Source organism: Hyunsoonleella pacifica, from assembly GCF_004310335.1.
Lineage (GTDB): Bacteria > Bacteroidota > Bacteroidia > Flavobacteriales > Flavobacteriaceae > Jejuia > Jejuia pacifica.
Genome location: NZ_SIRS01000007.1, coordinates 224,254 through 247,088, shown reverse-complemented (window position 1 = coordinate 247,088; position 22,835 = coordinate 224,254). Strand labels below are relative to the sequence as shown.

The window sequence follows — 22,835 nt, the reverse complement described above, 5'->3', positions numbered from 1 at the left end:
ATTGTGTTTTGCGATATTTTATAGAACTTTCATACAATGGGAGCGTATACCACGGGTGGCAAATACAACCTAAAGCTACAACGGTACAAGAGGTTTTAGAGGATGGGTTGTCTAAGGTATTGAGCGACAAAATTTCGGTGATGGGTGCTGGTAGAACAGATACTGGCGTACACGCTAGCCAAATGTTTGCGCATTTTGATACGGATAGGCTGTTTGATACCGACGATTTAGTGTATAAACTCAATTCGTTTTTACCATTTAATATTGCAATTACTACAATTTTTAAAGTAAAACCTGATGCCCACGCACGTTTTGATGCTACAAGACGTAGTTATCTGTATCGTGTTAGTTTAAAAAAGAATGTGTTTACACACCGTAATGCCTATTATTTAAAGCAACCGCTAGATGTTGATAAAATGAATGCTGCGGCTAAAATTTTATTTGAGTATAAGGATTTTCAATGCTTTTCTAAAACGCATACCGATGTAAAAACGTATTATTGTAATATTATGAAAGCCAAGTGGTTTTTACGTGATGGTGAGGTACAATTTACCATTACGGCTGACCGTTTTTTACGCAACATGGTACGTGCCATTGTTGGTACTATGATAAATATTGGGTTGGGCAAGATTGCTGTTGAAGATTTGCATACCATCATACAATCTAAAAATAGGAGTGAAGCAGGCTACTCGGTACCAGCACATGGGTTATATTTAACAGAAGTAGTGTATCCTGAAACGATTAAGCTGTAAATGGAGAAGAAAAAAGAAAACATATTTGATTTTACGCTGTTTAAACGCTTGTTTAAATTTATTAGACCTTACAAGGTTACGTTTACCATTGTGTTTATATCTGTAGTTATTATTGCACTTTTAGGTATTGCAACACCAGAATTATTACAACGTGCCATAGATACCAAATTAACTGACAAAATTAGCGAAGGGTTTTTAACCTACATCGTAATTATGATAGGGGCATTGATTTTGGAATTCCTGTTTCAGTTGGTTTTTATATACTATGCGAGTTGGTTAGGGCAGCATGTGGTAAAGGATGTACGTGTAAAATTGTTCGATCATTTATTACGCTTTAAAATGAAGTATTACGATAATTCTTCGGTTGGGGTGTTAATTACACGTTCGGTAACTGATATGGAGCGTATTGCTGATATTTTTGGTCAAGGGCTGTTTCAAATATTCAAAGATTTGCTTGCCATGCTAGTGGTGTGTGGTTTTATGCTTTTTAAAAGTTGGAAACTGAGTTTGATTGTTTTTGTAATGTTACCTATTGTGCTTTATGCCACAAGGTTGTTTCAAAAATATATGAAGAAAGCCTTTGAAGAAGTACGTACTGAGGTGTCTAACTTAAATTCCTTTGTGCAGGAACGTTTAACGGGAATGAAAATTCTACAGTTATTTGCACGTGAGGATATCGAAAATGAAAAGTTTAGACAAATTAACGAACGCCATAAAAAAGGGTGGCTAAAAACAATTTGGTACAATTCTATTTATTTTCCAATTCCTGAATTTATCATTTCGGTTACTATTGGCTTGGTAGCTTGGTATGTTGGTGTAATTCAAATTGCCGATAAAAGTGTATCTATTGGAGTGCTTATGGCATTTATCATTTTAATTCCAAAGCTATTTCGTCCGTTACGTCAAATTGCTGATAAGTTTAATACACTACAGATGGGAATGGTAGCAGCAACACGAGTATTTAAAGTGCTGGATACTACCTCCCAAATTGATGATAACGGCACGCATAAAGCGGAACATTTTAAAGGCGATATAGCTTTTAAAAATGTATGGTTTAATTACGTTGAAGACGAACCCGTTTTAAAAGGTATTTCTTTTGATGTTAAAGCAGGGCAAACCATTGCTATAGTTGGTGCAACTGGTGCCGGAAAATCTACGATTATTAATTTATTGAACCGTTTTTATGAAATTAAAGACGGAACTATATGCATTGATGGTATTGCTATAAGTAATGTTACTTTAGCGTCTTTACGTACTCAAATTGCAGTAGTATTACAAGATGTGTTCTTGTTTGCGGATACGATTTTGAATAATATAACGCTTAACAATCCTGATGTTTCTGAAGAAGAAGTTATTGAAGCTGCTAAATCTATCGGCGTACATGAATTTATAAGTAGTTTACCAGGAGGGTATCACTATAATGTTAAGGAGCGTGGTGTGATGTTATCTTCTGGCCAGCGCCAATTAATTTCATTCTTAAGGGCGTATGTTACCAATCCGAGTATTTTGGTGTTAGATGAGGCAACATCATCTGTGGACTCCTATTCTGAACAGCTCATTCAAAATGCAACTGATAAAATAACAAAAGATCGTACTTCAATAGTAATAGCCCATAGATTAGCTACTGTAAAAAAAGCAGATAAAATCCTTGTTATGGATGCTGGCGAAATTGTAGAACAAGGCTCTCATGATGAATTACTTAAAAAGAAAGATGGGTATTACAAGAATTTATATGAGGTTCAGTTTTTGAAGGAAGCTGAGGTGGCTTAACTACGTTTTAGGTATAAAATCTTGGAATGAGATTTCCCCAGTTAGTAATAATCCACCTATGGTTAGTATAGATATACCAAAGTAACCTACTAAGAAAAACAATAAGAATAGCGGTACTCGCCAAAATAGAGATGTTTTTTTGTCTTGAGAATTTTTATAGGCTACATACACACAAAATAGTACCATAACTACGGAGTAAATAAGTGCTGTATCAATATAAAACTGAGGATTTGCAAGTAGCATTATTATAGCATAAATAGAAGAAATAATACTAAAGGTTGTTAACGCATATATTGCAGTAACAATATGTTCGGCTAGGTTATAATTTTTCTTATTAAAGAACACATAACTCGCAAATGCTAAAACAGGAATGTAGAATAGAAACAACAATGAACTATATTCCATAGTAGATGCCATAATTTTTTCTGTTCCTGCACCTCCAGAACTTGTCTGCGCATAACTAACCTTGGAGAAATCAATATTTTCCCAAGCTATTTTTTTCATTAAGAATAAAATAAATCCAGATGAGGTTAATGAAATAGCCAACATGCTTACTGGATTTAAATACTTTTTTCTTAGGCCGCTTATATAACCACCGCAAACTTCCTCAGGCTTAGTAATCATGTGGGAAATGGTTTTTAAAAACGTATTATCTAAATTAAAGTAGCGTTCTAAAAAATCGTAAACTAAACTTTTATTAGTAATTCTTTGTCTTACAACTTTGCCTCCACAATCGGGGCAATAGCTATAATCTGTTCTTAAGGTACTATTACAGTTTTTACAATTCATTTTTATTTCATTAGATAACCAAAAACATAACCTCCAACCACAGCAACAAACATTAGAAATACAAATAGTATAACATAACAAAACCCGATTAATACAAACCTGGCAAAACTCTCAAGGAATGATGCCTTAAATACACGGTGTAATACATAAAAAAGGTATGCGAATGTTAATAGGCTCACAAACATTGAAATCGTTAAGTAATTTCCACCACACACTAAAAATAGGATACTTAAAACAGCACTTACAATGATAATTTGAGCAGAATAATATAAGTTTATAACAATGTGTTCAGTAAAATTATAGCTCCGTTCTCCAGCTATAAAATAGGCTATCCATGTTGAAAACGCAGAAATGGGTACACTTAGCACATAAATTAAACTCTGGTAGTTATTTATAAGGCTATAATCCATATTTTCAGGAGAGAACGGATTGTTTTTTTGAGTGGCTAAGTCTTTAAAAGCATCACCATAAAGATCACTTAAATCCATAGCATCTTTAAAAAAGGTGTTCATTAAAAAAACTTGAATCCCAACTAGTGTTAGTGCGATAGCAAAGTATTGAATAACATCTACATACTTTTTTCTAGTACCTTTAATATAGCTTACAATTACCTCTTCCGGTTTTGTAAAAAGGAACAATAGCGTGCGGAATAATTTATTGTCTAAATTGAAAAAGTAAAGATTTATTTCAGACCATATATTTTTGAATGTGAGTCTATTACGAATAACTTTAGCACCACAGTCTGAACAGTAGTTTTGATAGGATTGCATTTTGATACCACAGTTTTTACATTCCATTAAGCTAAATCTTTCTTTATCATTTTAGATAATTCAGTAGTGTCTTCAAACACTACAAATTCGCCATCTTTAAAATAGGAAATATGTCCTGTCTCTTCACTAACAGCCAAAGCTAAAGCATCTGTTTTTTCTGTAACTCCTATAGCAGCGCGATGTCGTAATCCAAAACGTTGCGGGATGTTTTTATCATTATTTACTGGTAGAATTACTCGTGTAGCTTTTACGATATTATTACTAACGATTATAGCGCCATCATGAAGCGGACTATTTTTAAAGAAGATACTTTCTATAATGGGCTGCGTTACTTTAATATTCATTTCGTCTCCCGATTCTGAAAGGAAATCTAGATTATTATTACGTTCAAAAACGATTAAAGCTCCTGTTTTAGACATGCTCATTTTATTACACGCAGAAATAATAGCGTCCACATCACTTTCATTGGTAGCCTCAGTTTTTAGGAATTTAAGTTGTTTTAAAAATTTACGACGTCTACTAAAATTAGTAGAGCCTACCATTAATAAAAATTTCCTGATTTCTGGTTGGAATACTACTATTAAGGCAATGATACCAACACGCATGAACCCTCCAAATATACCTGAAAGTAATTCCATATTAAGGAATTCGGTAAGTTTCCAAGCGCCATAGATAATAATGATACCAAGAAAAATATTTATGGCTACCGTACCTTTAACAAGTTTGTACAGGTAATAGAGCAGTAATGCTACAAGCACAACATCTAAATAATCGATGAAGCGGAGATTTAAAATATCATCAAAGATGTTCAATAGGTAAAGGGTTTTTGTAAATTTAAGAAATTGTGGTTAATTATAAAGATACTCTTGATTCGAGATTGATAAATGATTTAAATTTATATTTGATAACAACGATTTATATAGTATATAATCTTCAAATTTTAAATTTTTATGGAAATTTAAAATGATCCTTCCTCTTAAAGTATCTAATTTTTTAATTTCATTTGTAAACTCTTTCTTATCTGTTGCTATATTGATGTCTAAAGCGTATCCTGGGAAAATTAAAATATCTTCATTAACTTCGAAATTAACCGTATGAATGTTTCCTGAATATTTAAGATCAGAAATATCAGAAAAAATCATTTCAGGTTTTTCAACATTATAATTTGTACTTGTAAACTCCAAAAACCCCAAATTATTAATACTCAAATCATGACAGGTAAAATAATTTTTTGCATTTTCATTTTTATGGCTGGAAGATTTTTTTTTGTCTTGTAAAAATTTTATGTGAGGAATGGCTTGTTTTAAAGTTAACCGCTTATCTACATTGACTAACCAATTTGTGGTGCTAATCAAGTTTTTTCTATTTAGTAAAACACTATCAGGTTGCGTTTCATCGTAAAATAAATAAGCAACTGAAACATCTTGTATTTCGGTAATAGCAGCTTTATCAATTTCAGGAAGTTGTAATTCTCTTTCGTTTCCGCAGGATACTATAAAAGCAAGAGTTATATAAAAAAAGATATTCTTCATAGTGATGACAAATTAAACAAGTCAACGATTCAACGATTCAACAAGCTTCACACATTCCACAGCCTCCTTAACATCATGTACACGTAAAATAGAAGCTCCTTTTTGTAAACCGATGGTGTTTAAAACTGTGGTACCATTTAAAGCCTCTTTAGCTGAGGTTTCTAAAGTTTTATAAATCATAGATTTTCTAGAAACACCAACTAACAAAGGTTTTTCAATTATTTTAAATAATTCTAATTTATTTAGAAGCTCAAAATTCTGCTCTAAGGTTTTAGCAAAACCAAAGCCTGGGTCAATTATCAGGTCAATAATTCCTAAATCTCTAGCTGCTGCAATTCGTTCTGAAAAATAGAATAGAATATCTTTTACCAAATTATCATAATCCGTTAAACTTTGCATGGTTTGTGGAGTGCCGCGCATGTGCATCATAATGTACGGTACTTGTAATTCAGCAATAGTTTTTAACATGTTGTTATCCAGTTGTCCTGCCGAAATATCATTAATTAAAGCAGCACCAGCTTCTATAGATCGTCTCGCAATAGTGCTTCTAAATGTATCAATAGAAAGCAATGTTTCGGGAAATTCGTTTAAAATTAAGTTTACAATTGGTAAAACTCTATTTAATTCTTCATCTATGGTAACATGGTCTGCACCTGGTCTGGAGCTATAAGCACCTACGTCAATAAAAGTAGCACCTTCATTTAACATTTGTGCTACTTGTTTTAAAATAGAAGCTTCATTCTTATATTTCCCGCCATCGTAAAAAGAATCTGGTGTTACATTTAAAACGCCCATTACTTTTGGGGTTGATACATCAACAAGTTGGCCTTTGCAATTTATGGTCATTATCAGGTATGGTGTAGTGTTTGTATCTGGTTTAAAACTTTAAACCCTAAACTTTGAACATTCTAATTATTTATGCGAAATTTACGCAAATTTAATGCTAGAAAATCCCAGATGCAAGATACTTCAAAACAATATGATGCGGTAATAGATACCTGTAAAAGTTTATTCGTTAAGAAAATGAGTGATTACGGTAGTGCATGGCGAATATTAAGATTGCCATCGTTAACCGATCAGATATTTATAAAAGCACAACGCATTAGAGGTTTACAGCAAAATGATGTACAAAAAGTAGATGAGGGACAGGAAAGTGAATTTATAGGTATTATAAATTACTGTATTATGGCATTGATTCAATTAGAGAAAGGTGTTGTGGAACAACCTGATATGTCTACTGAAGAAGCTAAAGCATTGTATGAAGCGCAAGTAGCTACCACTAAAAAGTTAATGGAAGATAAAAACCATGATTATGGCGAGGCATGGCGAGACATGCGAGTGAGTAGCTTAACAGATTTGATTTTGCAAAAATTATTACGCGTAAAGCAAATTGAAGACAATCAAGGTAAAACATTAGTAAGTGAAGGTATAGATGCTAATTATCAGGATATGATTAATTATGCCATTTTTGCTTTAATTCTGCTTGGGCAGAACTAAATCAAAAACAAAATTCCAAAAAATAAAACTCTAAATTCCAAAAGTGTTAGAAAGTAAAAGAGCATACAATCTAGAAGAAAGAACTTTTGAATTTGCTAAAGATTGTAGGTTTTTGGTAAAAGACTTAAAACCGACAATTTCTAATATTGAAGATGGAAAACAATTAGTAAGATCGTCTGGTTCAGTAGGTGCCAATTATATTGAAGGGAATGAGAAGTTGGGAGATAAAGATTTGAAATTCAGATTAAAAATTGCTAGAAAAGAAGCTAAAGAAAGTGAATATTGGCTGAAACTTCTAAAATCACTTAATAAAAAGGATGAGGAAAGGATTGAAAGGTTACAATTAGAAGCAAATGAATTGCGTAAAATATTATCAGCCATTATCAATAAACTTGGATGATTTTAGCATTTTTATAGTACTAAGTAAAGTTTAATAAACTTCTGATAGTTGAGTTTATAATTTGGGATTTATATAGAATTTGAGTGAGTTTTGGAATTTAGAGTTTGTAATTTGGAATTTATAAAATTATGAAAGTATTAGTAGCAATAAGTAGAATCTTAGTAGGCGTATTATTCATCTTTTCTGGATTTATAAAGCTAAATGACCCTATAGGTTTTTCGTATAAACTTCAGGAGTATTTTAGTCCAGACGTATTAAATATTCCATTCTTAGAACCTTATGCCTTATTGATTTCAGTTTTTGTAGTCGTTTTTGAAGTAGTTTTAGGGGTGTTTTTACTAATAGGTTACAAACCTAAATTTACAGTTTGGAGTTTGTTACTCATGATTGTATTCTTCACTTTTTTAACGTTTTATGCTGCTTATTTTGAAAAAGTAAAAGACTGTGGCTGTTTTGGAGACTTTTTAAAATTAGAGCCCTGGGAATCTTTTGGTAAAGATGTAGTGTTATTGCTATTTATCCTGATTCTATTTTTTGGTGTTAAACACATAAAACCAGTGTTTTCAAAATTACCTACAACAGTAATGGCTTTATTAGGTTTTATTGTAAGCTTGTGGTTTGGGTATCATGTGTTGATGCATTTACCTTCTATAGATTTTAGAGCTTATGCCATTGGTAAAAATATAAAAGAGGGTATGACAATTCCAGATGATGCGCCTAAGCCTATTCAAGAATATAGTTGGAAGTTTAATGTAAACGGAGAAGAGCAGGTTATAAAAACTAAAGGTGCTTATCCTGATGTAAAAGGCGAATTTGTTGGTGTTGAAACCAAAGTAATTCAAGAAGGTTATACGCCTCCTGTAGTAGATTTTTCAATTGAAAGTGAAGATGAAGATTTAACCACTCATTTTTTGGATCAAGACAATCTGGTTGTAGTTATATCTTATAGTTTAGAAAAAATTGAAGCAGATGGAGCATCGAAGTTGAAAGCTTTACAGAATAAAGCTAGAGCAAATAACTATCAAATCATTGGTTTAACAGCTTCAGGGACAGATGCCAAAGAGCGAATAAGAGAGGCTTACAATATAGATTTTGAATGGTACTTATGTGATGAAAAGGCGTTAAAAACCGTAGTGCGTTCTAATCCTGGAATTATTGAAATGGATAAAGGAACTGTAATGCAAAAAGTACATTGGAATGACATAGAAGAGTTAGAATTTAGGCGTCTACCAATTTCAAATATTTATAATTTTAATTTAAAAACAAAATTAGATAGTATACTTGAATTAGATCAAAAATATAGAGATACTTGGGATAACTACGACAAGAATTTTAAGGAACAGAATAAAATAGATAGTTTAAATTTGATTTATATTGAAGAGGTTATTCGTGGAAATGGCTATCCTGGTAAGTCAATGGTAGGGGAAGAAACGAGTGACGTAGCTTTTTTTGTTATTCAGCACTCAAATAAAATTGAAAAATATTTGCAAATTTTAAAAGGTGCTGCTGTAAAAAAAGAATTAGCTTTTGATAAAGTTGCTATGGCTGAAGATAGATTTTTGATGAGTCAGGGAAAAGAGCAAATTTATGGCACCCAAGGAATAGTACTAAACCAAAATCACAATGAAGAAAATATAATATGGCCAATTAAAAACTCAAAGATAGTTGATTCTATAAGAAAATCTGTAGGCTTTGAAACTACTGTAGAAGAAAATGGCAAACTAATGTTTGGGGATGATTTTACATTTAAATCATATACATTGAAACAAGTAAAATCTATAGAGAAGGATAACCCATGGATTATTGAATTGTTAAGAAATATTAATTAAACAACTGATAAACTACCTCTTAAATAAAATCCTTTACGCTATACTCACTCTACTAGGAGTAGTAACCGTCTTATTCTTTTTGTTCAATGTACTTCCGGGTGACCCAGCACAAATGATGATGGGGCAAAATGAAGATAGTGAACAGCTTGTCAAAGTAAAAGCAAAATATGGTTTTGATAAGCCAGTTTTAATGCAGTATGCCTATTACATTAATGATTTGTCTCCGTTATCATTTCATTCTAAAAACAAAGAAGATTATACGTATTTGGGAGAAAATAAATATAGTGCTACATCACTGTTCTCTTTAGGAAATACAACCACAGTAATAAAATTTCCATATCTGCGAGAGTCATTTACCAAACAAGGTAAAAAAGTAACACAAGTTTTAGGAGAAACATTACCTAATACATTCGTTTTGGCAGTATCAGCAATTATTATTGCTATAATTTTAGGGATTTTATTGGGAATAGTCTCTGCGCTGTATAAAGATAGATGGTTGGATAAAACCATTCAAGTTTTTAGTACCCTTGGTATGAGTGTCCCCTCTTTTTTTAGTGCAATTCTGTTTGCATGGTTATTTGGATATGTGTTGCACGAATTCACTAATTTGGAAATGACAGGCAGCCTATACGAACTTGACGACTTTGGAGAAGCTATACATATTAAATGGAAAAATCTCATTTTACCTGCCATAGTTTTAGGTATTCGTCCGTTAGCAGTAGTTATTCAATTAATGCGTAATTCACTGCTAGAAGTTTTTAACCAAGACTATATAAGAACTGCTAGAGCTAAAGGGTTAAGCGAATTTCAAATTATAAAACGTCATGCCCTCAAAAATGCGTTAAACCCTGTAGTTACAGCTATTTCTGGTTGGTTTGCATCTATGTTGACAGGTGCCGTTTTTGTGGAATTTATTTTTGGTTGGAACGGATTAGGTAAAGAAATAGTAAATGCATTAAATACATTGGATCTACCCGTAATAATGGGATCAGTTTTAGTAATAGCTACTTTATTTGTAATGATTAATATTTTAGTCGACTTAATCTATGTTTGGTTAGATCCTAAAGTCAAATTACAGTAAAAGTATAATATGAAAAAGATAAGTTATTTATTATTAATGTTGTTAAGCTACTTAAGTTGTGCAGAACCGCCAACACAATTTGATGAAGCTGCATTAAACGATACATTTATAACTTTAGAGGGAAGCAAAGTTACCCTACAATCAATCTTAGAGAAACACAAGGGCAAAACTATAGTTATAGATATTTGGGCATCTTGGTGTGGTGATTGTATAAGAGGTATGCCTAAAGTAAAGGCACTTCAAAAAGAATATACAGATGTGGTGTATTTATTCTTTTCATTAGATAAAGGAATAGAAGCCTGGAAGCGAGGAATAAAACGATACAATGTAGAAGGAGAACATTATTACTTGCCAAAAGCCAAAAAATCAGCCTTTGGTGATTTTGTAAATATTAGCTGGATTCCACGATATATGGTAATAAATAAGGCTAGCGAAATCGTTGTATTTAATGTTATTGAAGCTGATGATAATAAGTTAATAAAAGCTCTGAAAAATTAAGTAGTTTTGTAGCGCAAAAATTTAATTTATTAACTACAAAATAAAAGTCCCTTCCCTTGGGGAAGGTTAGTATGGGAATGAGAAAACATATCGTAGCTGGAAACTGGAAAATGAATAACGATTTGGCACAAACCGAAGCGTTAATTTCAGATTTAAAACAACAAACTAATTCTGGTAACGCAGAAGTAATGGTAGCACCAACATTTACAAACCTAGCTATAGCAACAAAAGCTTTAGAAGGTTCTGGAATTGAGGCTATTGCGCAAAATATGCATTTTGCATCTAATGGTGCTTACACAGGAGAAGTTAGTGCAGATATGTTAAAGAGTGTTGGTATAAACACTGTAATTCTAGGACATAGTGAGCGTCGCGAATATTTCAACGAAACTGATGCGTCATTAGCTCAAAAAGTAGATGCAGCATTAGCCAATGGTATGCGCACTATTTTTTGCTTTGGAGAAGAATTGGCTGATAGAAAAGCAGGAAATGAGGAAGCAGTTGTAGAAAGTCAAATTAAAAATGCGTTATTTCATTTAGAAGCAAGCGCATTTAAAAACATAGTTTTAGCTTACGAACCAGTTTGGGCTATAGGTACAGGAGAAACTGCAACACCAGAGCAAGCACAAGATATGCATGCCTTTATCAGAAAAACGTTAGCAGCTAAGTATGGTGCTGAAGTTGCTGATGAAGTCTCTATCCTTTACGGCGGAAGCGTAAAACCAGCAAATGCACAAGAGATTTTCTCTAAACCAGATGTTGATGGTGGCTTGATAGGAGGTGCTTCACTAAAAGCAGAAGATTTCTTTGCTATTGTAAATGCATTCTAAGGAATAAAGCATTTTGTCATGCTGAACTTGCCTGTACTGAACTTGTTTCAGTATTTTAGTATCTTATAATAAAAAACCTGTCAGGTAATGCCTTTCAGGTTTTTTTATTTTCAAAAAAGTACCAAAATAGAGAGGAACTTTTGTTTTAAAAGACTGTTTTTTGCCGGTACTTCCGCATTAGGGATTGAACGGTCTGTTTGAAATCCCCGACGGAGGAGGGATTGAGTAGTGAAAGCCCGACCCCTTGTGGGTAATGCCCCAAATAAAAAATACTGCAGGCTTAAGGGTATTCCCTGATTTTTTACAAATCAAGGAATGCCCTTAACTATTTTATATTGATATACAATAGCTTGCAACTATAAATATTAATACAATAAGTTATGAAAATTTTATGCAGATGTTTAACTATAGTAATAATGGTTGCTACAATTTTAAGTTGTAGTAAAGATGATAATGACATTACAACTATGGGGTTCTCGCCAGAGCTTCTTAACGGAACTTGGCGCATTAGTTTATTTACCGATGAGAGTAGTAACCGAACTTCAGAGTTTAATGGCTATGAATTTACTTTTAATGTTGAGCAGGAAACTGCTATTGTATCTTATAACGGGGCATCTCAATCTACTTTGGTTGAGGTGTTTCAACAAGACATTGAAGGAGAAAATATGTGGGTGGTTTATACTGATTTTGATCTGGACGATCTTGGTAATGCTGATTTAGACGATTTAGTTGAGGATTGGTTAGTTACAGAGGTTAATAGCGATGCTACTGTTATAAGCTTTAGAGAACTTTATAGTAACAACACACCAGAAGTTTTACAATTGTCTAAAGTTTCAAATTAGTCATTTAAAAGAATTAATATGAAATTAGGTATCTTGTAAGTAACTATAAAAACTTTTAATTGAAAAATTGTGTTCTGTATATAGCCCTAATTGTAATTGCTGGTAGCAGTTATTCCCAAAATAAACATTTTTATGATAGCATTTCAAAAGTTATCGTAGAGCAAAAGTCTGACAGCTTAAGGGCAAGTAAATATTATGATGCCGCAGCATATAGTGCCCAAAAATTATCTGATCTTAAACTAATGCGGTTATATACAGACAGTTCAATGTATTATGCATCACGTTCTGGTCATAAGGATTTAGAGGCGAAGAATCATTTTGCATATGGTGTTTTAGAACGATTGGCCGGCAATTATTCTAAAGCATTATCTCATTTACACAAAAATATAGACTATTTTGAAAACGACTCTTTAATGAAACCTTATGCAATGTTTCAGGTTGGAGTTATACATAGAAATTTAGGAGATTTAGAAAAAAGCTTAAGTACTTATTTAGAGATACTAAGTATTTTTCAAACACGTAAAGATACTTTTGCAATAGCATCTACTTTAAATAGTATAGCTGTATTGTATGGGGAAATGGAAAGCTATGATAAAGCAATTTCTAATTTTAAAAATGCCAAAGTACTTTTTACTGCTAAAAACGTTGAACGGGATATTGCAAACACAAATAGCAATATTTCTGAGATGTACTTTAAAAAAGAAGATTATAAAAGTGCCATAGATTATGCTAATAGTGCACTAGAGGTAGCTAAAAAGATTCAGCATAAAAACTTGATAGGGAAATCTCTACATTCTTTAGGGAGTATACATGCTTTATTTGATGTTGATAAGGGGATAAAGTATTTGCTTGATGCAAGGGAAATCCTTCTTGAATCTAATTATTCAAGAGAATATATCAATGTCAATAGAGAGTTAGGCAATTTATACTTTAAAAATAATCAATATTCCAAGGCAAAAACATACTTGAATGAAGCTCTAGAATTGGCTATTGAGAACGAAGTTTTGCCTGAGATAAAAATAGTTACAAAAATTTTAGCAGATATTTATTCTAAAGAATCAAATTTTAAAAAAGCTTATGCATACAGATTACAACATGAAACTGCCCGAGACTCAATTTTTAATACAGAAAGCAAAGAAAGTTTAAACGCATTACAAGTAAAATTTGAAACAGCTAAAAAAGACAAAGAGATTGCAGAACAACAGCTAGATATTGAGCAACAACAACTAGAAATCCAAAAGAAAAGCTCCCAACAAAAAATTATGATAGGGTTGGTTATAGTACTTTTACTAACATGTGTTTTGATTTGGTTTTTGTACCAACAGCGCCAAAAGCAGAAAAATCAAGAAATCTTAAGTTTAAAACGGGAGCAACAAGTACAAACATTGGAATTACTTATGGAAGGCGAAGAAAAAGAACGTTTACGCATTGCACAGGAGTTGCATGATGGTGTTAATGTAGATTTATCAGCTATAAAGTATAAACTCACGTCTCTTTTAGAAAAGAATAACCAAGTGATAAACGAAGCTGTATCCATGATTGATAAATCTTGCAAACAAGTACGTGCCATTTCACATAATTTGGTGCCGCCTGCATTAAAGAATTTTAGCTTAGTTGAAGCTATTGAAGACTATTGTAGTACATCAAATGCTATTCATGATATGCGTATTACATTTCAACACCTGGGTAATGCAATAGCGCTCTCAAAAAAGGCAGAAGTAAACATATTTAGGATAGTACAAGAATTGGTAAATAATAGTATTAAACATGCAGAAGCAACAGAGATCCATGTGCAAATAAGCCATCAGGATGATAGTATTCAATTAACGATAGAGGATAACGGAAAGGGGTTCGACATAAACAAAAAAGGAAATAATGGTATTGGGCTTCAAAATGTTTACTCTAGAATAAAATATCTTAATGCCAAGTTAGATGTTACTTCTGATAATAAAGGGACGTCTTATGTTATAGATATAGATGCAAAAGAAATTATATGATAACCAAGATAGCAATAACTGATGATCATCAAATGGTTTTAAAAGGTATTGAAACTATGCTTGCAGAAACTAAAGAGATTAGTATTGTGGGACTTTATAATAGTGGAAAGCAAACACTGGATAATGTTCAAAAAGATAATCCAGATATATTATTATTAGATATTAACCTTCCAGACATTAACGGTATTAACCTATGTAAAGAATTAAAATCATCTAACAAAAATTTAAAAATAATAGCCATATCTAATTATGATGATGTATCATTTATTAAAAGAATGCTTAGCAATGGAGCCGATGGTTATTTGTTGAAAAATACTGATAAGCTAGAATTATTAACAGCCTTTAAAGCGGTGTTAAATGGCGAGCAATATTTACAAAGAGATATAGAAAAGAAACTGCTTAATCTTTCCATTGGGAAAACATCAAAAAACCCACTTTTGGTAAAATTGACTAGAAGAGAAAATGAAGTTTTGCAGGCTATTGCCGAAGAATTGACAACTCAAGAAATATCTAAAAAACTCTTCATCAGCCCAAAAACTGTAGAAACACACCGTATGAATATTATGAGTAAGCTTGGTGCAAAAAATAGTGTTGGAATTATTAAGGCAGCAATTGAAAATGGATTGATTTAGAATGCCTCGTTAAGTCGAATCTAAAATGGTTTTTCAATATTAAAATTATAATCTAAGGGTATTCCCTGATTTTTCACAAATCAAGGAATGCCCTTAACTATTATCGAGACAGTCAAAGTAATTTTATTAAAGTTTTTAATTATAAAATTATACTATGTTTCGTTTATTACTTTTTACTGGATTACTCGTTATTTCAAATTATTTAAATGCACAAGGTTGGGGAGAAATACAAAAACTTACACCTGATGACAGAGCTATAGGAGATGAATTTGGTTGGTCTGTTGTCATGCAAGGAGATTTAGTTGCAATTGGAGCTAAATCTGAAGATGGTTCAAGTAGTGATTATGGCGCAGTTTATATTTTTGAAAAAGATGCTACAGGTAATTGGGTAGAAACTCAAAAATTCCGTAATTCTGATGTAAGACAGTTTGATAGATTTGGGCAATCTATAGCTATAGACGGTAATTATATGATTATTGGTGCGCGTAGTCAAGATTTTGATGAGAATGGAAATAATTTTATAGATTCTTCAGGTGCTGCTTATATTTTTGAAAGAGATAACAATGGTAATTGGAATGAAATCCAAAAACTAGTAGCTTCAGATAGAGAAACATTTCAACCACTTTTAGGAGAAACGGTTGCTATAAATGGTAATTATGCTGTAGTTAATGCTCCTTTGGAAGATAAAGGACTTGCAGGGCAGGATGATATTGATAAATCAGGAGCATGCTATATATATGAACGAGATACCAATGGTGTTTGGAATGAAGTGCAGAAAATAGTATCCAGTTTTAGAGGTGTAAATGAGCGTTGGGGAGATACATCTCTTGCTGTTTTAGGAGATATTATTGCTGTTGGTGCATTTAGGGATGATACAGACGTTTTAGGAGAAAATGAAATTCCCAGTGCAGGAGCAGTATATGTTTTTGAGCGTGATACTAATGGTGTTTGGAACCAAATTCAAAAAATTGTAGCGTCAGGTAGAGAACAAGGAGAATGGTTTGGTCGGTCAGTCGACCTATACGGGAACACATTGGTAATTGGTGCTGCTAACGAATACTTACAAGGTAATTTAAGTACGCAATATGGTGCTGTATTTGTGTTTGAAAGGGATGTAAATGGCGTTTATATTGAAACTCAAAAAATTAAACCAGATGCATTAATACATCAATCAAAATTTGGACATTCTGTAGATATATATGGTAATCGTATGATTGTTGGAGCTCATTTTATGGATATAGGAAGTGTATCCTTTGGAGGTGCAGCTTTTATATTCGAAAAAGATACTAATGGGGATTGGAATCAAACTGCTGTCATGTATGATGATGCAGTAAATTCTGGAGATGATTTTGGATATGATGTTGCGATTAGTGGCGGTTTTGCAATAGTTGGAGCTTATGAGCAAGATGATGATGTTATGGGATTGAATCCATTATCGCAAGCGGGAGCAGCCTACCTATTTGATGTTAATGAGCCTAATACTTTAAGTTCATTAGCTACGTTAAGCATAGTTGATAAAGATGCTAATTCTAACATTAGGGCTTACCCAAACCCAATTAAAGAAATGCTTAATCTTGATTTAGGAACGTATTATACCAATACTACTATCAATGTAAGCAATATTTTAGGGCAAAAAATTATTTCTAAAACATATCTAAACTCAAAATCAATTCAATTAGAATTTTACCAACCAAAAGGAATATATATGGTTGAGATAATGACCGAAAATAAAATCATTTCTGTATTGAAGGTCGTTAAACACTAATTTGAGAAAATTACGTGTAACTTTGCAGTCTAAAATTGTTACATGTCAAACATTATTTACATTGGCTACTATTTCAAAGTAAAACCATTGCAGCCAGCAGTAGAAATCCTAATTGCAGAATTAGGATATGCAGGTTTTGAGAGTTTTGTGGAAACTGAAGAAGGCGTAACAGCATACATTCAAAAAGAAGAGTGGAGAGCGGATATTTTAGAAGATATCCAAATATTGAATTCTGAAGAGTTTACTATAACATTCACTTTTGAAGAGATACAGCAAACCAATTGGAATGCAGAATGGGAAAAGAATTTTAATCCTATTGTTGTTGATGATATTTGTGCAGTTAGAGCACCATTTCATGAGTCATTTAATACCCAATACGATATTGTTATCGAACCCAAAATGAGTTTTGGTACAGGACATCATGAGACTACACACATGATGATTCAGCATATTTTAAAAAACGATTTTAAAGACAAGTCGATTTTAGATATGGGCTGTGGTACAGGCGTTTTAGCAATATTAGCTGAACAAAAAGGAGCAAAACCTATAGATGCTGTAGATTACGATAATTGGTGCTATTTAAACAGTATAGAAAATGTAGAGCGTAATCAATGTAAACACATCACAGTGATAGAAGGAGATGCATCTGTATTGGGTAAAAATAAGTATGACATCATTATAGCGAATATTAATCGTAATATTTTAATGCAGGATATGGAAACTTATATATCATGCCTAAATAAAAAAGGGATGTTGTTTTTAAGTGGATTCTACAACAATGATATACCGATGATTAAGGCAGAATGCGAAAAGCATCTGTTAAAATTTGAAGAAAAATTGGAGAAGAACAATTGGGTATCATTAAAATTTTTAAATTAGTATAAAAATTGTTTCCTAAAGATTAAAAATGAGTTCAAAAGAAAAAGTATCCGAAGAGTTATTACTCGAAGAAGATGTTTTAAGACAAAACGAAATTGTATTATACAATGACGATGTAAATACGTTTGATCATGTTATCGATACGTTAATTTACGCTTGTGACCATACTTCAGAACAAGCAGAACAATGTTCTTTAATTGTGCATTACAAAGGAAAATGTACTGTTAAAACAGGAGAATATGACGATTTAAAACCACGCTGTTCTAAACTTCTTGAAGCTGGATTGAGTGCTGAAATTGTCTAGATGTTTTATTAAAATATATGCTGACCTACTAAGTTTTTAAATCTGGTAGGTCTTTTTTTGTTTATAAAGATGAGGGACACACAAAATCAGTAGTAGGTAAACCTGTATTTTTTATTGCAGCAAAACCACCTGCAATGTCAACCAATTTATCAAAACCACGTGCTTTTAAAATAGATGCAGCAATTACAGACCGATACCCACCAGCACAGTGTACATAATAGGTTTTGTCCTTATCAATAACATTCATGTTGTCATTAATATAATCTAAAGCAAAATGTTGCACGCTATTTCCTTTAAGATGTTCTGCGATATACTCGCCCTCCTTTCTCACATCTAAAACATGAATTGTTTCATTATTAAACTGATTTGAGAAGGCTTCAGCAGATATTGAAGTAATAGTTTCTATGTCCTTACCAGAGTTTTTCCACGCTTCAATGCCTCCTTGTAAATACCCTAAGGTGTTATCGTAGCCTACACGAGATAATCTTGTAACGGTTTCCTCCTCACGTCCTTCTGGGGTTATCAATAAAATAGGCTGTTTTAAATCTGTAATTAAGGCGCCAACCCAAGGTGCAAAACCACCATGGATCCCAATAAAAATAGAATTTGGGATATGGGCTTCAACAAATTCCTTTTCGTTGCGTACATCCAAAACCAAAGCCCCTTCTTGGTTGGCTATGTTCTCAAAATCTTCGGGTAACAAAGGGGTATTACCTTGTTTTAATATAGTTTCGAATGTATCATAGCCTACTTTATTCATCATTGCATTTTTTGCGAAATATTGCGGAGGCGGCGTGATGCCATCTAAAACTTCTTTAATAAATTCCTCTTTGGTCATATCAGCTCGTAAAGCATAATTGCTTTGTTTTTGCTCTCCTAAAACACCTATGGTCTCCTTACTTAAATTTTTACCACAGGCAGAGCCGGCACCATGAGCTGGATATACAATAACATCATCAGATAAGGTCATGATTTTATTTCGTAGTGAATCATATAACATTCCAGCTAAATCTTCTTTAGTTAAATCAGATTTAATAGCTAAATCTGGGCGGCCAACATCGCCGAGAAATAGGGTGTCTCCTGAAAAAATAGCGTGTTCTTTCCCGTTTTCGTCCATAAGTAAAAATGTAGCAGATTCTAGCGTATGCCCAGGTGTATGTAGTACCTTAATGGTAACGCTACCCAGTTGGAATTCTTCGTTGTCTCTAGCTTCGTGAATGTCATACTCTGTTTTAGCGCCAGGTCCAAAAATTATTGTAGCACCAGTTTTTTTTGCTAAATCTACATGTCCAGAAACAAAATCTGCATGAAAATGCGTTTCAAAAATATACTTGATTTTGGCATTTTCTTTTTCTGCTTTATTAATATATTGTTGTGTTTCTCTAAGAGGATCTATTATGGCTACTTCTCCATTAGATTCTATATAGTACGCTCCTTGGGCTAAACAACCTGTGTAGATTTGTTCTATTTTCATAGTGTCGTTTTTGTCATTCCCTCGAAGGAGGGAATCTATTCGATTCTTTTTCAAAATTAATAAACCTAGAGTGTATGGTTTGTAACTATTATCACATTTAGATTTATTTTAACTCTCTGTAAATAATATAGGTAGCTATAAGGAGTATGAAATACCCAAAGCTTTTTTTGAGTTTTTCTCCACTGATAAATTTTGATATATACACACCTAAAATGATACCTAATATTGCTATACCTGTGAATGTTAAAAGAAATCCCCATTCTATATTTAGAGTTTGTACATCTCCAATAAAGCCTATTAAGGAATTTATGGTTACTATAATTAAAGATGTACCTACTGCTTTTTTCATGGGAATATTTGCCCAAAGTACAAGTGCTGGTACGTATAAAAAACCGCCACCAGCTCCTACAATTCCTGTAATTGTACCAATAATTAAACCTTGCACAAATGTTTTGTAATAAGGCTGGCTTTTAGAATTTATTATCTTGTTTTTTCCATTTTTTATCATGGAATAAGATGCAATTATCATGATGATGGCGAAAAATACCATTATACCTATATCCTTTGTAAGGTTGAAACTTCCTATGCTGAATAATGTGTCTGGAATTCCGGGTACTAAATAACGTCTTGATAGATATACCGCAACAAAGGACGGAAATGAGAATGCTAATCCTGTTTTAAAATCTACCAATCCCTTTTTGTGTTTTTGATATGTACCTACCAAGGACGATGTCCCCACCACAAATAACGAATACGCTGTTGCTAACACTGGGTTATAGCCTAGTAGGTATACCAGTAAAGGAACGGTTAATATGGAGCCACCACCGCCAATTAGTCCTAAAACCAAACCTACAATTAGGGCACCAATATATCCTACAATGTGTATTGAATTCATTTAATGGGGCAATTTGTTTTTTAGGAGCCCGTAAATAAAGGTTCCAAATATGGCAGCAGTTATAACGATTAGCATACTCCACACACCTGTGCCAAGAAGAATATACATAGGGCCAGGACAAGCACCGATAAGCGCCCAACCAAAACCAAAAATTGTTCCGCCAATTATGTAGCGCATAAACCCGTTCTCCTTTTTTGGTACAAAAATAGCTGCACCTTTTATGCTTTTTATGTAACCTCTTTTAGAAATCTGTAAAAACAAAATACCTGATGCTATGGCAGTTCCTATGATACCATACATATGAAAAGATTGGAAACGAAACATCTCGTAGATACGATACCAGGATACGGCTTCTGATTTTACTAGAACTATGCCAAAAAAGATACCAACCAATAGAAATTTTAATGCTTTCATAAGGTTAAAAAATTAGAGGTAAAATAAAGTTTGTCATGATTAGTCCACCAATAAAAAAACCGATAACTGCTATTAATGATGGTTTTTGTAAACTGCTCAAGCCAGTAATTGCGTGACCAGAAGTACAACCTCCTGCATATCTGGTTCCGAAGCCAACTAATAAGCCACCTATTACCAATAGTAAAATTGCTTTTGGAGATGCTAAAACATCTAGACTATACATTTCGTTGGGTACTAATGTTTGTCCTGGGTTGTTAAACCCCATAGTTTTGAGTTCTGTTACTGTGGTTGGGTTTAAATCTGTATCTGAGTTGTTTGACAAAAATTGTATTGCAATAAAACCACCAATAATGGCACCTAAAACAACGGTAAGATTCCATATTTGTTCTTTCCATTTAAAATTGAAAAAGTCGGCAAACTTCCCTGCTCCGGCTATAGTACACAGGGTTCGTAGGTTTGAGGACATACCAAATGTTTTTCCAAAGTATAGCAGTAGCGCCATGACTAAGGCAATTAGTGGACCTGAAATATACCAAGGCCAAGGATTTAAAATAGTTTCCATGTTTAGAGTTTTTATGCGAATTTATAATGAGAACTTGTAAGTTCTTGTAATACATGTTACATAACAAGAAGTTAATGAGTGATAATTTTAGAATCAAGCTGGTGGGTGGGGGAGTTGGGAATGGAATCTTCGCACATATTGGATAGAAGTTGTTTTTGTGCTGCCTGTTGGTAAGTAGACGCAAAAAAATTAAAACACTTCTATTTTGTTTCGGCTTAGTTTTATTTTGTTTTGGTTTTCTAATTGTTTTAGTATACGTGACACTACTACACGCGAGGTGTGCAAATCTTCTGCTATGTCCTGGTGTTTTACAATAATGGTGCTAGAGTTGTAGAGTTGGGTTTTGTTGATGAGGTACTTATAGAGGCGTTCATCCATTTTCATGAATGCTATATTGTCTATGGCTTCTAACATTTCGTCAAAACGGCTTTGATAACTTTCCAAAATAAAATTTCGCCAGCTGGCATTATTGTGAAACCATTTTTGCATGTTTTCAACGGGTATAAGTAGTAATTTAGAATCTTTTTCGGCCACTGCTCGTATTTTACTTTTTGTGGTGCCCATACAGCAGGTAAGTGACATGGTACAGGTTTCTCCTGCTTCTAAGAAATAGATAAGCAGTTCGCTACCGTCTTGATCTTCGCGAAGAATTTTAATGTTTCCTTCTAGTAATAGGGGAATGTAGTGTAAAGGCTGATTAATATCTATAATGATATCGTTTGCTTGATATGATGCTATTTTACCTATGCTTTCTATTTCTTGTAATAGAGTACTATCTAAAATATAACTAAATTTTTGTTGTAACAGAGTAGAAGTCATAGTCAAAAATAATCATTTCGAAATTTGAAATAAAAGTTTGGTTAAGATTTAATAAAAAATGTATATTTGCAGCCACTAAAAAAGGCCACGTGGCGCAACTGAATAGCGCACTTGATTACGGCTCAAGAGGTTGCAGGTTTGAATCCTGCCGTGGTCACGAATAAAATAAAAATCCCAGTGTTAAATCAAGCTTGCTTGAATTTATAAGCTGGGATTTTTATTTTTCAAAGCGGAGCTTTGTCAGGATATACAATCCTGCCGTGGTCACGAATAAATGGAAAACCGGAAACGAAATTGAGTTTACTCAAAATTTTGTTTTCGGTTTTTCTATTTTCAAAGCGGAGCTTTGAGGGATGCGCGTTAGCGAATCCTGTTGTGAATTTATTTATCAGGTTAATATCTTTATATAAAAAGTTTGATCTCTGTCCTGTCGAGGTCGAGAAAAACAAGAAACCACGTCCAAATAAGACGTGGTTTTTATTTTATGGAACAGCTAACGTCGTTTGA

Annotated in this window: 24 protein-coding genes and 1 tRNA gene; 15 read left to right on the top strand and 10 right to left on the bottom strand. The window is 33.1% G+C overall.

Annotated features, from left to right (window positions below; genetic code table 11):
• The first annotated feature begins 8 nt into the window (after positions 1–8).
• Entirely contained in the window at positions 9–752 is a 744-nt protein-coding gene (gene truA / locus EYD46_RS16805; protein ID WP_130938328.1) for a tRNA pseudouridine(38-40) synthase TruA, read from the top strand.
• Entirely contained in the window at positions 753–2,522 is a 1,770-nt protein-coding gene (locus tag EYD46_RS16800) for an ABC transporter ATP-binding protein (protein WP_130938327.1), read from the top strand.
• Here EYD46_RS16800 and EYD46_RS16795 read toward each other — a convergent pair whose 3' ends face one another.
• The 5 genes from EYD46_RS16795 to folP are packed head-to-tail and all read right to left on the bottom strand — an operon-like array spanning position 2,523 to position 6,459.
• Positions 2,523–3,311, bottom strand: coding sequence for a DUF3667 domain-containing protein (locus EYD46_RS16795; protein ID WP_130938326.1), 789 nt, complete (start codon positions 3,309–3,311; stop codon positions 2,523–2,525).
• A gap of 2 nt (positions 3,312–3,313) precedes the next feature.
• Complete coding sequence (locus tag EYD46_RS16790) at positions 3,314–4,108, bottom strand: DUF3667 domain-containing protein (RefSeq protein WP_130938325.1); 795 nt, start codon at positions 4,106–4,108, stop codon at positions 3,314–3,316.
• Positions 4,108–4,893, bottom strand: coding sequence for a diadenylate cyclase (locus EYD46_RS16785; protein ID WP_130938324.1), 786 nt, complete (start codon positions 4,891–4,893; stop codon positions 4,108–4,110). Before EYD46_RS16785 ends, EYD46_RS16790 begins: the two co-directional genes overlap by 1 nt.
• A gap of 36 nt (positions 4,894–4,929) precedes the next feature.
• Positions 4,930–5,613 (bottom strand): hypothetical protein, encoded by a 684-nt coding sequence (locus tag EYD46_RS16780; RefSeq protein WP_130938323.1) that lies wholly within the window; start codon positions 5,611–5,613, stop codon positions 4,930–4,932.
• A gap of 21 nt (positions 5,614–5,634) precedes the next feature.
• Positions 5,635–6,459 carry a dihydropteroate synthase gene (folP, locus tag EYD46_RS16775; RefSeq protein ID WP_130938322.1) on the bottom strand — a complete coding sequence of 275 codons (825 nt, stop codon included), beginning with the start codon at positions 6,457–6,459 and terminating at the stop codon, positions 5,635–5,637.
• Positions 6,460–6,570: 111 nt separating this feature from the next.
• Here folP and EYD46_RS16770 point away from each other — a divergent pair, with 111 nt between their 5' ends.
• From EYD46_RS16770 to EYD46_RS16715, 12 genes are all read left to right on the top strand, one after another.
• Positions 6,571–7,110 (top strand): DUF1599 domain-containing protein, encoded by a 540-nt coding sequence (locus tag EYD46_RS16770; RefSeq protein WP_130938384.1) that lies wholly within the window; start codon positions 6,571–6,573, stop codon positions 7,108–7,110.
• A 43-nt stretch (positions 7,111–7,153) separates the two neighbouring features.
• Positions 7,154–7,510 carry a four helix bundle protein gene (locus EYD46_RS16765; protein ID WP_130938321.1) on the top strand — a complete coding sequence of 119 codons (357 nt, stop codon included), beginning with the start codon at positions 7,154–7,156 and terminating at the stop codon, positions 7,508–7,510.
• Between the two features lie 128 nt (positions 7,511–7,638).
• Entirely contained in the window at positions 7,639–9,339 is a 1,701-nt protein-coding gene (locus EYD46_RS16760) for a BT_3928 family protein (RefSeq protein WP_130938320.1), read from the top strand.
• A gap of 4 nt (positions 9,340–9,343) precedes the next feature.
• The gene (locus EYD46_RS16755; protein ID WP_130938319.1) at positions 9,344–10,420 is read left to right on the top strand and encodes an ABC transporter permease; all 1,077 of its coding nucleotides are present in this window, start codon (positions 9,344–9,346) and stop codon (positions 10,418–10,420) included.
• A gap of 9 nt (positions 10,421–10,429) precedes the next feature.
• Complete coding sequence (locus EYD46_RS16750; protein WP_130938318.1) at positions 10,430–10,918, top strand: TlpA family protein disulfide reductase; 489 nt, start codon at positions 10,430–10,432, stop codon at positions 10,916–10,918.
• A 77-nt stretch (positions 10,919–10,995) separates the two neighbouring features.
• Positions 10,996–11,745, top strand: a complete 750-nt coding sequence (gene tpiA, locus EYD46_RS16745) for a triose-phosphate isomerase (protein WP_130938317.1) — start codon at positions 10,996–10,998, stop codon at positions 11,743–11,745.
• 380 nt (positions 11,746–12,125) lie between these two features.
• The gene (locus EYD46_RS16740; protein ID WP_165454408.1) at positions 12,126–12,587 is read left to right on the top strand and encodes a hypothetical protein; all 462 of its coding nucleotides are present in this window, start codon (positions 12,126–12,128) and stop codon (positions 12,585–12,587) included.
• Positions 12,588–12,646: 59 nt separating this feature from the next.
• Positions 12,647–14,584: a tetratricopeptide repeat-containing sensor histidine kinase gene (locus tag EYD46_RS16735; protein WP_130938315.1), complete on the top strand. Its 1,938-nt coding sequence runs from the start codon at positions 12,647–12,649 to the stop codon at positions 14,582–14,584.
• On the top strand, positions 14,581–15,216 hold the full coding sequence (locus tag EYD46_RS16730; protein ID WP_130938314.1) for a response regulator: 636 nt from the start codon (positions 14,581–14,583) through the stop codon (positions 15,214–15,216). The genes EYD46_RS16735 and EYD46_RS16730 overlap by 4 nt, the downstream gene beginning before the upstream one ends.
• 154 nt (positions 15,217–15,370) lie before the next feature.
• Entirely contained in the window at positions 15,371–16,981 is a 1,611-nt protein-coding gene (locus EYD46_RS16725; RefSeq protein WP_130938313.1) for a T9SS type A sorting domain-containing protein, read from the top strand.
• Positions 16,982–17,023: 42 nt separating this feature from the next.
• Positions 17,024–17,860 carry a 50S ribosomal protein L11 methyltransferase gene (gene prmA, locus EYD46_RS16720; protein WP_130938312.1) on the top strand — a complete coding sequence of 279 codons (837 nt, stop codon included), beginning with the start codon at positions 17,024–17,026 and terminating at the stop codon, positions 17,858–17,860.
• Positions 17,861–17,888: 28 nt separating this feature from the next.
• A complete protein-coding gene (locus EYD46_RS16715) occupies positions 17,889–18,164 on the top strand; it encodes an ATP-dependent Clp protease adaptor ClpS (RefSeq protein WP_130938311.1) in 276 nt (91 codons plus the stop codon).
• Positions 18,165–18,225: 61 nt separating this feature from the next.
• On the opposite strand, the gene EYD46_RS16710 is transcribed toward EYD46_RS16715, so the two are convergent.
• The 5 genes from EYD46_RS16710 to EYD46_RS16690 all read right to left on the bottom strand — a co-directional run bounded on the left by EYD46_RS16710 (position 18,226) and on the right by EYD46_RS16690 (position 22,328).
• Positions 18,226–19,638: an MBL fold metallo-hydrolase gene (locus tag EYD46_RS16710; RefSeq protein WP_130938310.1), complete on the bottom strand. Its 1,413-nt coding sequence runs from the start codon at positions 19,636–19,638 to the stop codon at positions 18,226–18,228.
• Positions 19,639–19,741: 103 nt separating this feature from the next.
• The gene (locus EYD46_RS16705; RefSeq protein ID WP_130938309.1) at positions 19,742–20,533 is read right to left on the bottom strand and encodes a sulfite exporter TauE/SafE family protein; all 792 of its coding nucleotides are present in this window, start codon (positions 20,531–20,533) and stop codon (positions 19,742–19,744) included.
• Positions 20,534–20,947, bottom strand: coding sequence for a DUF6691 family protein (locus tag EYD46_RS16700; RefSeq protein WP_130938308.1), 414 nt, complete (start codon positions 20,945–20,947; stop codon positions 20,534–20,536).
• A 4-nt stretch (positions 20,948–20,951) separates the two neighbouring features.
• On the bottom strand, positions 20,952–21,509 hold the full coding sequence (locus EYD46_RS16695; protein ID WP_130938307.1) for a YeeE/YedE family protein: 558 nt from the start codon (positions 21,507–21,509) through the stop codon (positions 20,952–20,954).
• 189 nt (positions 21,510–21,698) lie between these two features.
• Positions 21,699–22,328 (bottom strand): Crp/Fnr family transcriptional regulator, encoded by a 630-nt coding sequence (locus EYD46_RS16690; RefSeq protein ID WP_130938306.1) that lies wholly within the window; start codon positions 22,326–22,328, stop codon positions 21,699–21,701.
• Between the two features lie 83 nt (positions 22,329–22,411).
• Here EYD46_RS16690 and EYD46_RS16685 point away from each other — a divergent pair.
• A tRNA-Arg gene (locus tag EYD46_RS16685) sits at positions 22,412–22,485 on the top strand.
• The last annotated feature ends 350 nt before the right edge of the window (positions 22,486–22,835 follow it).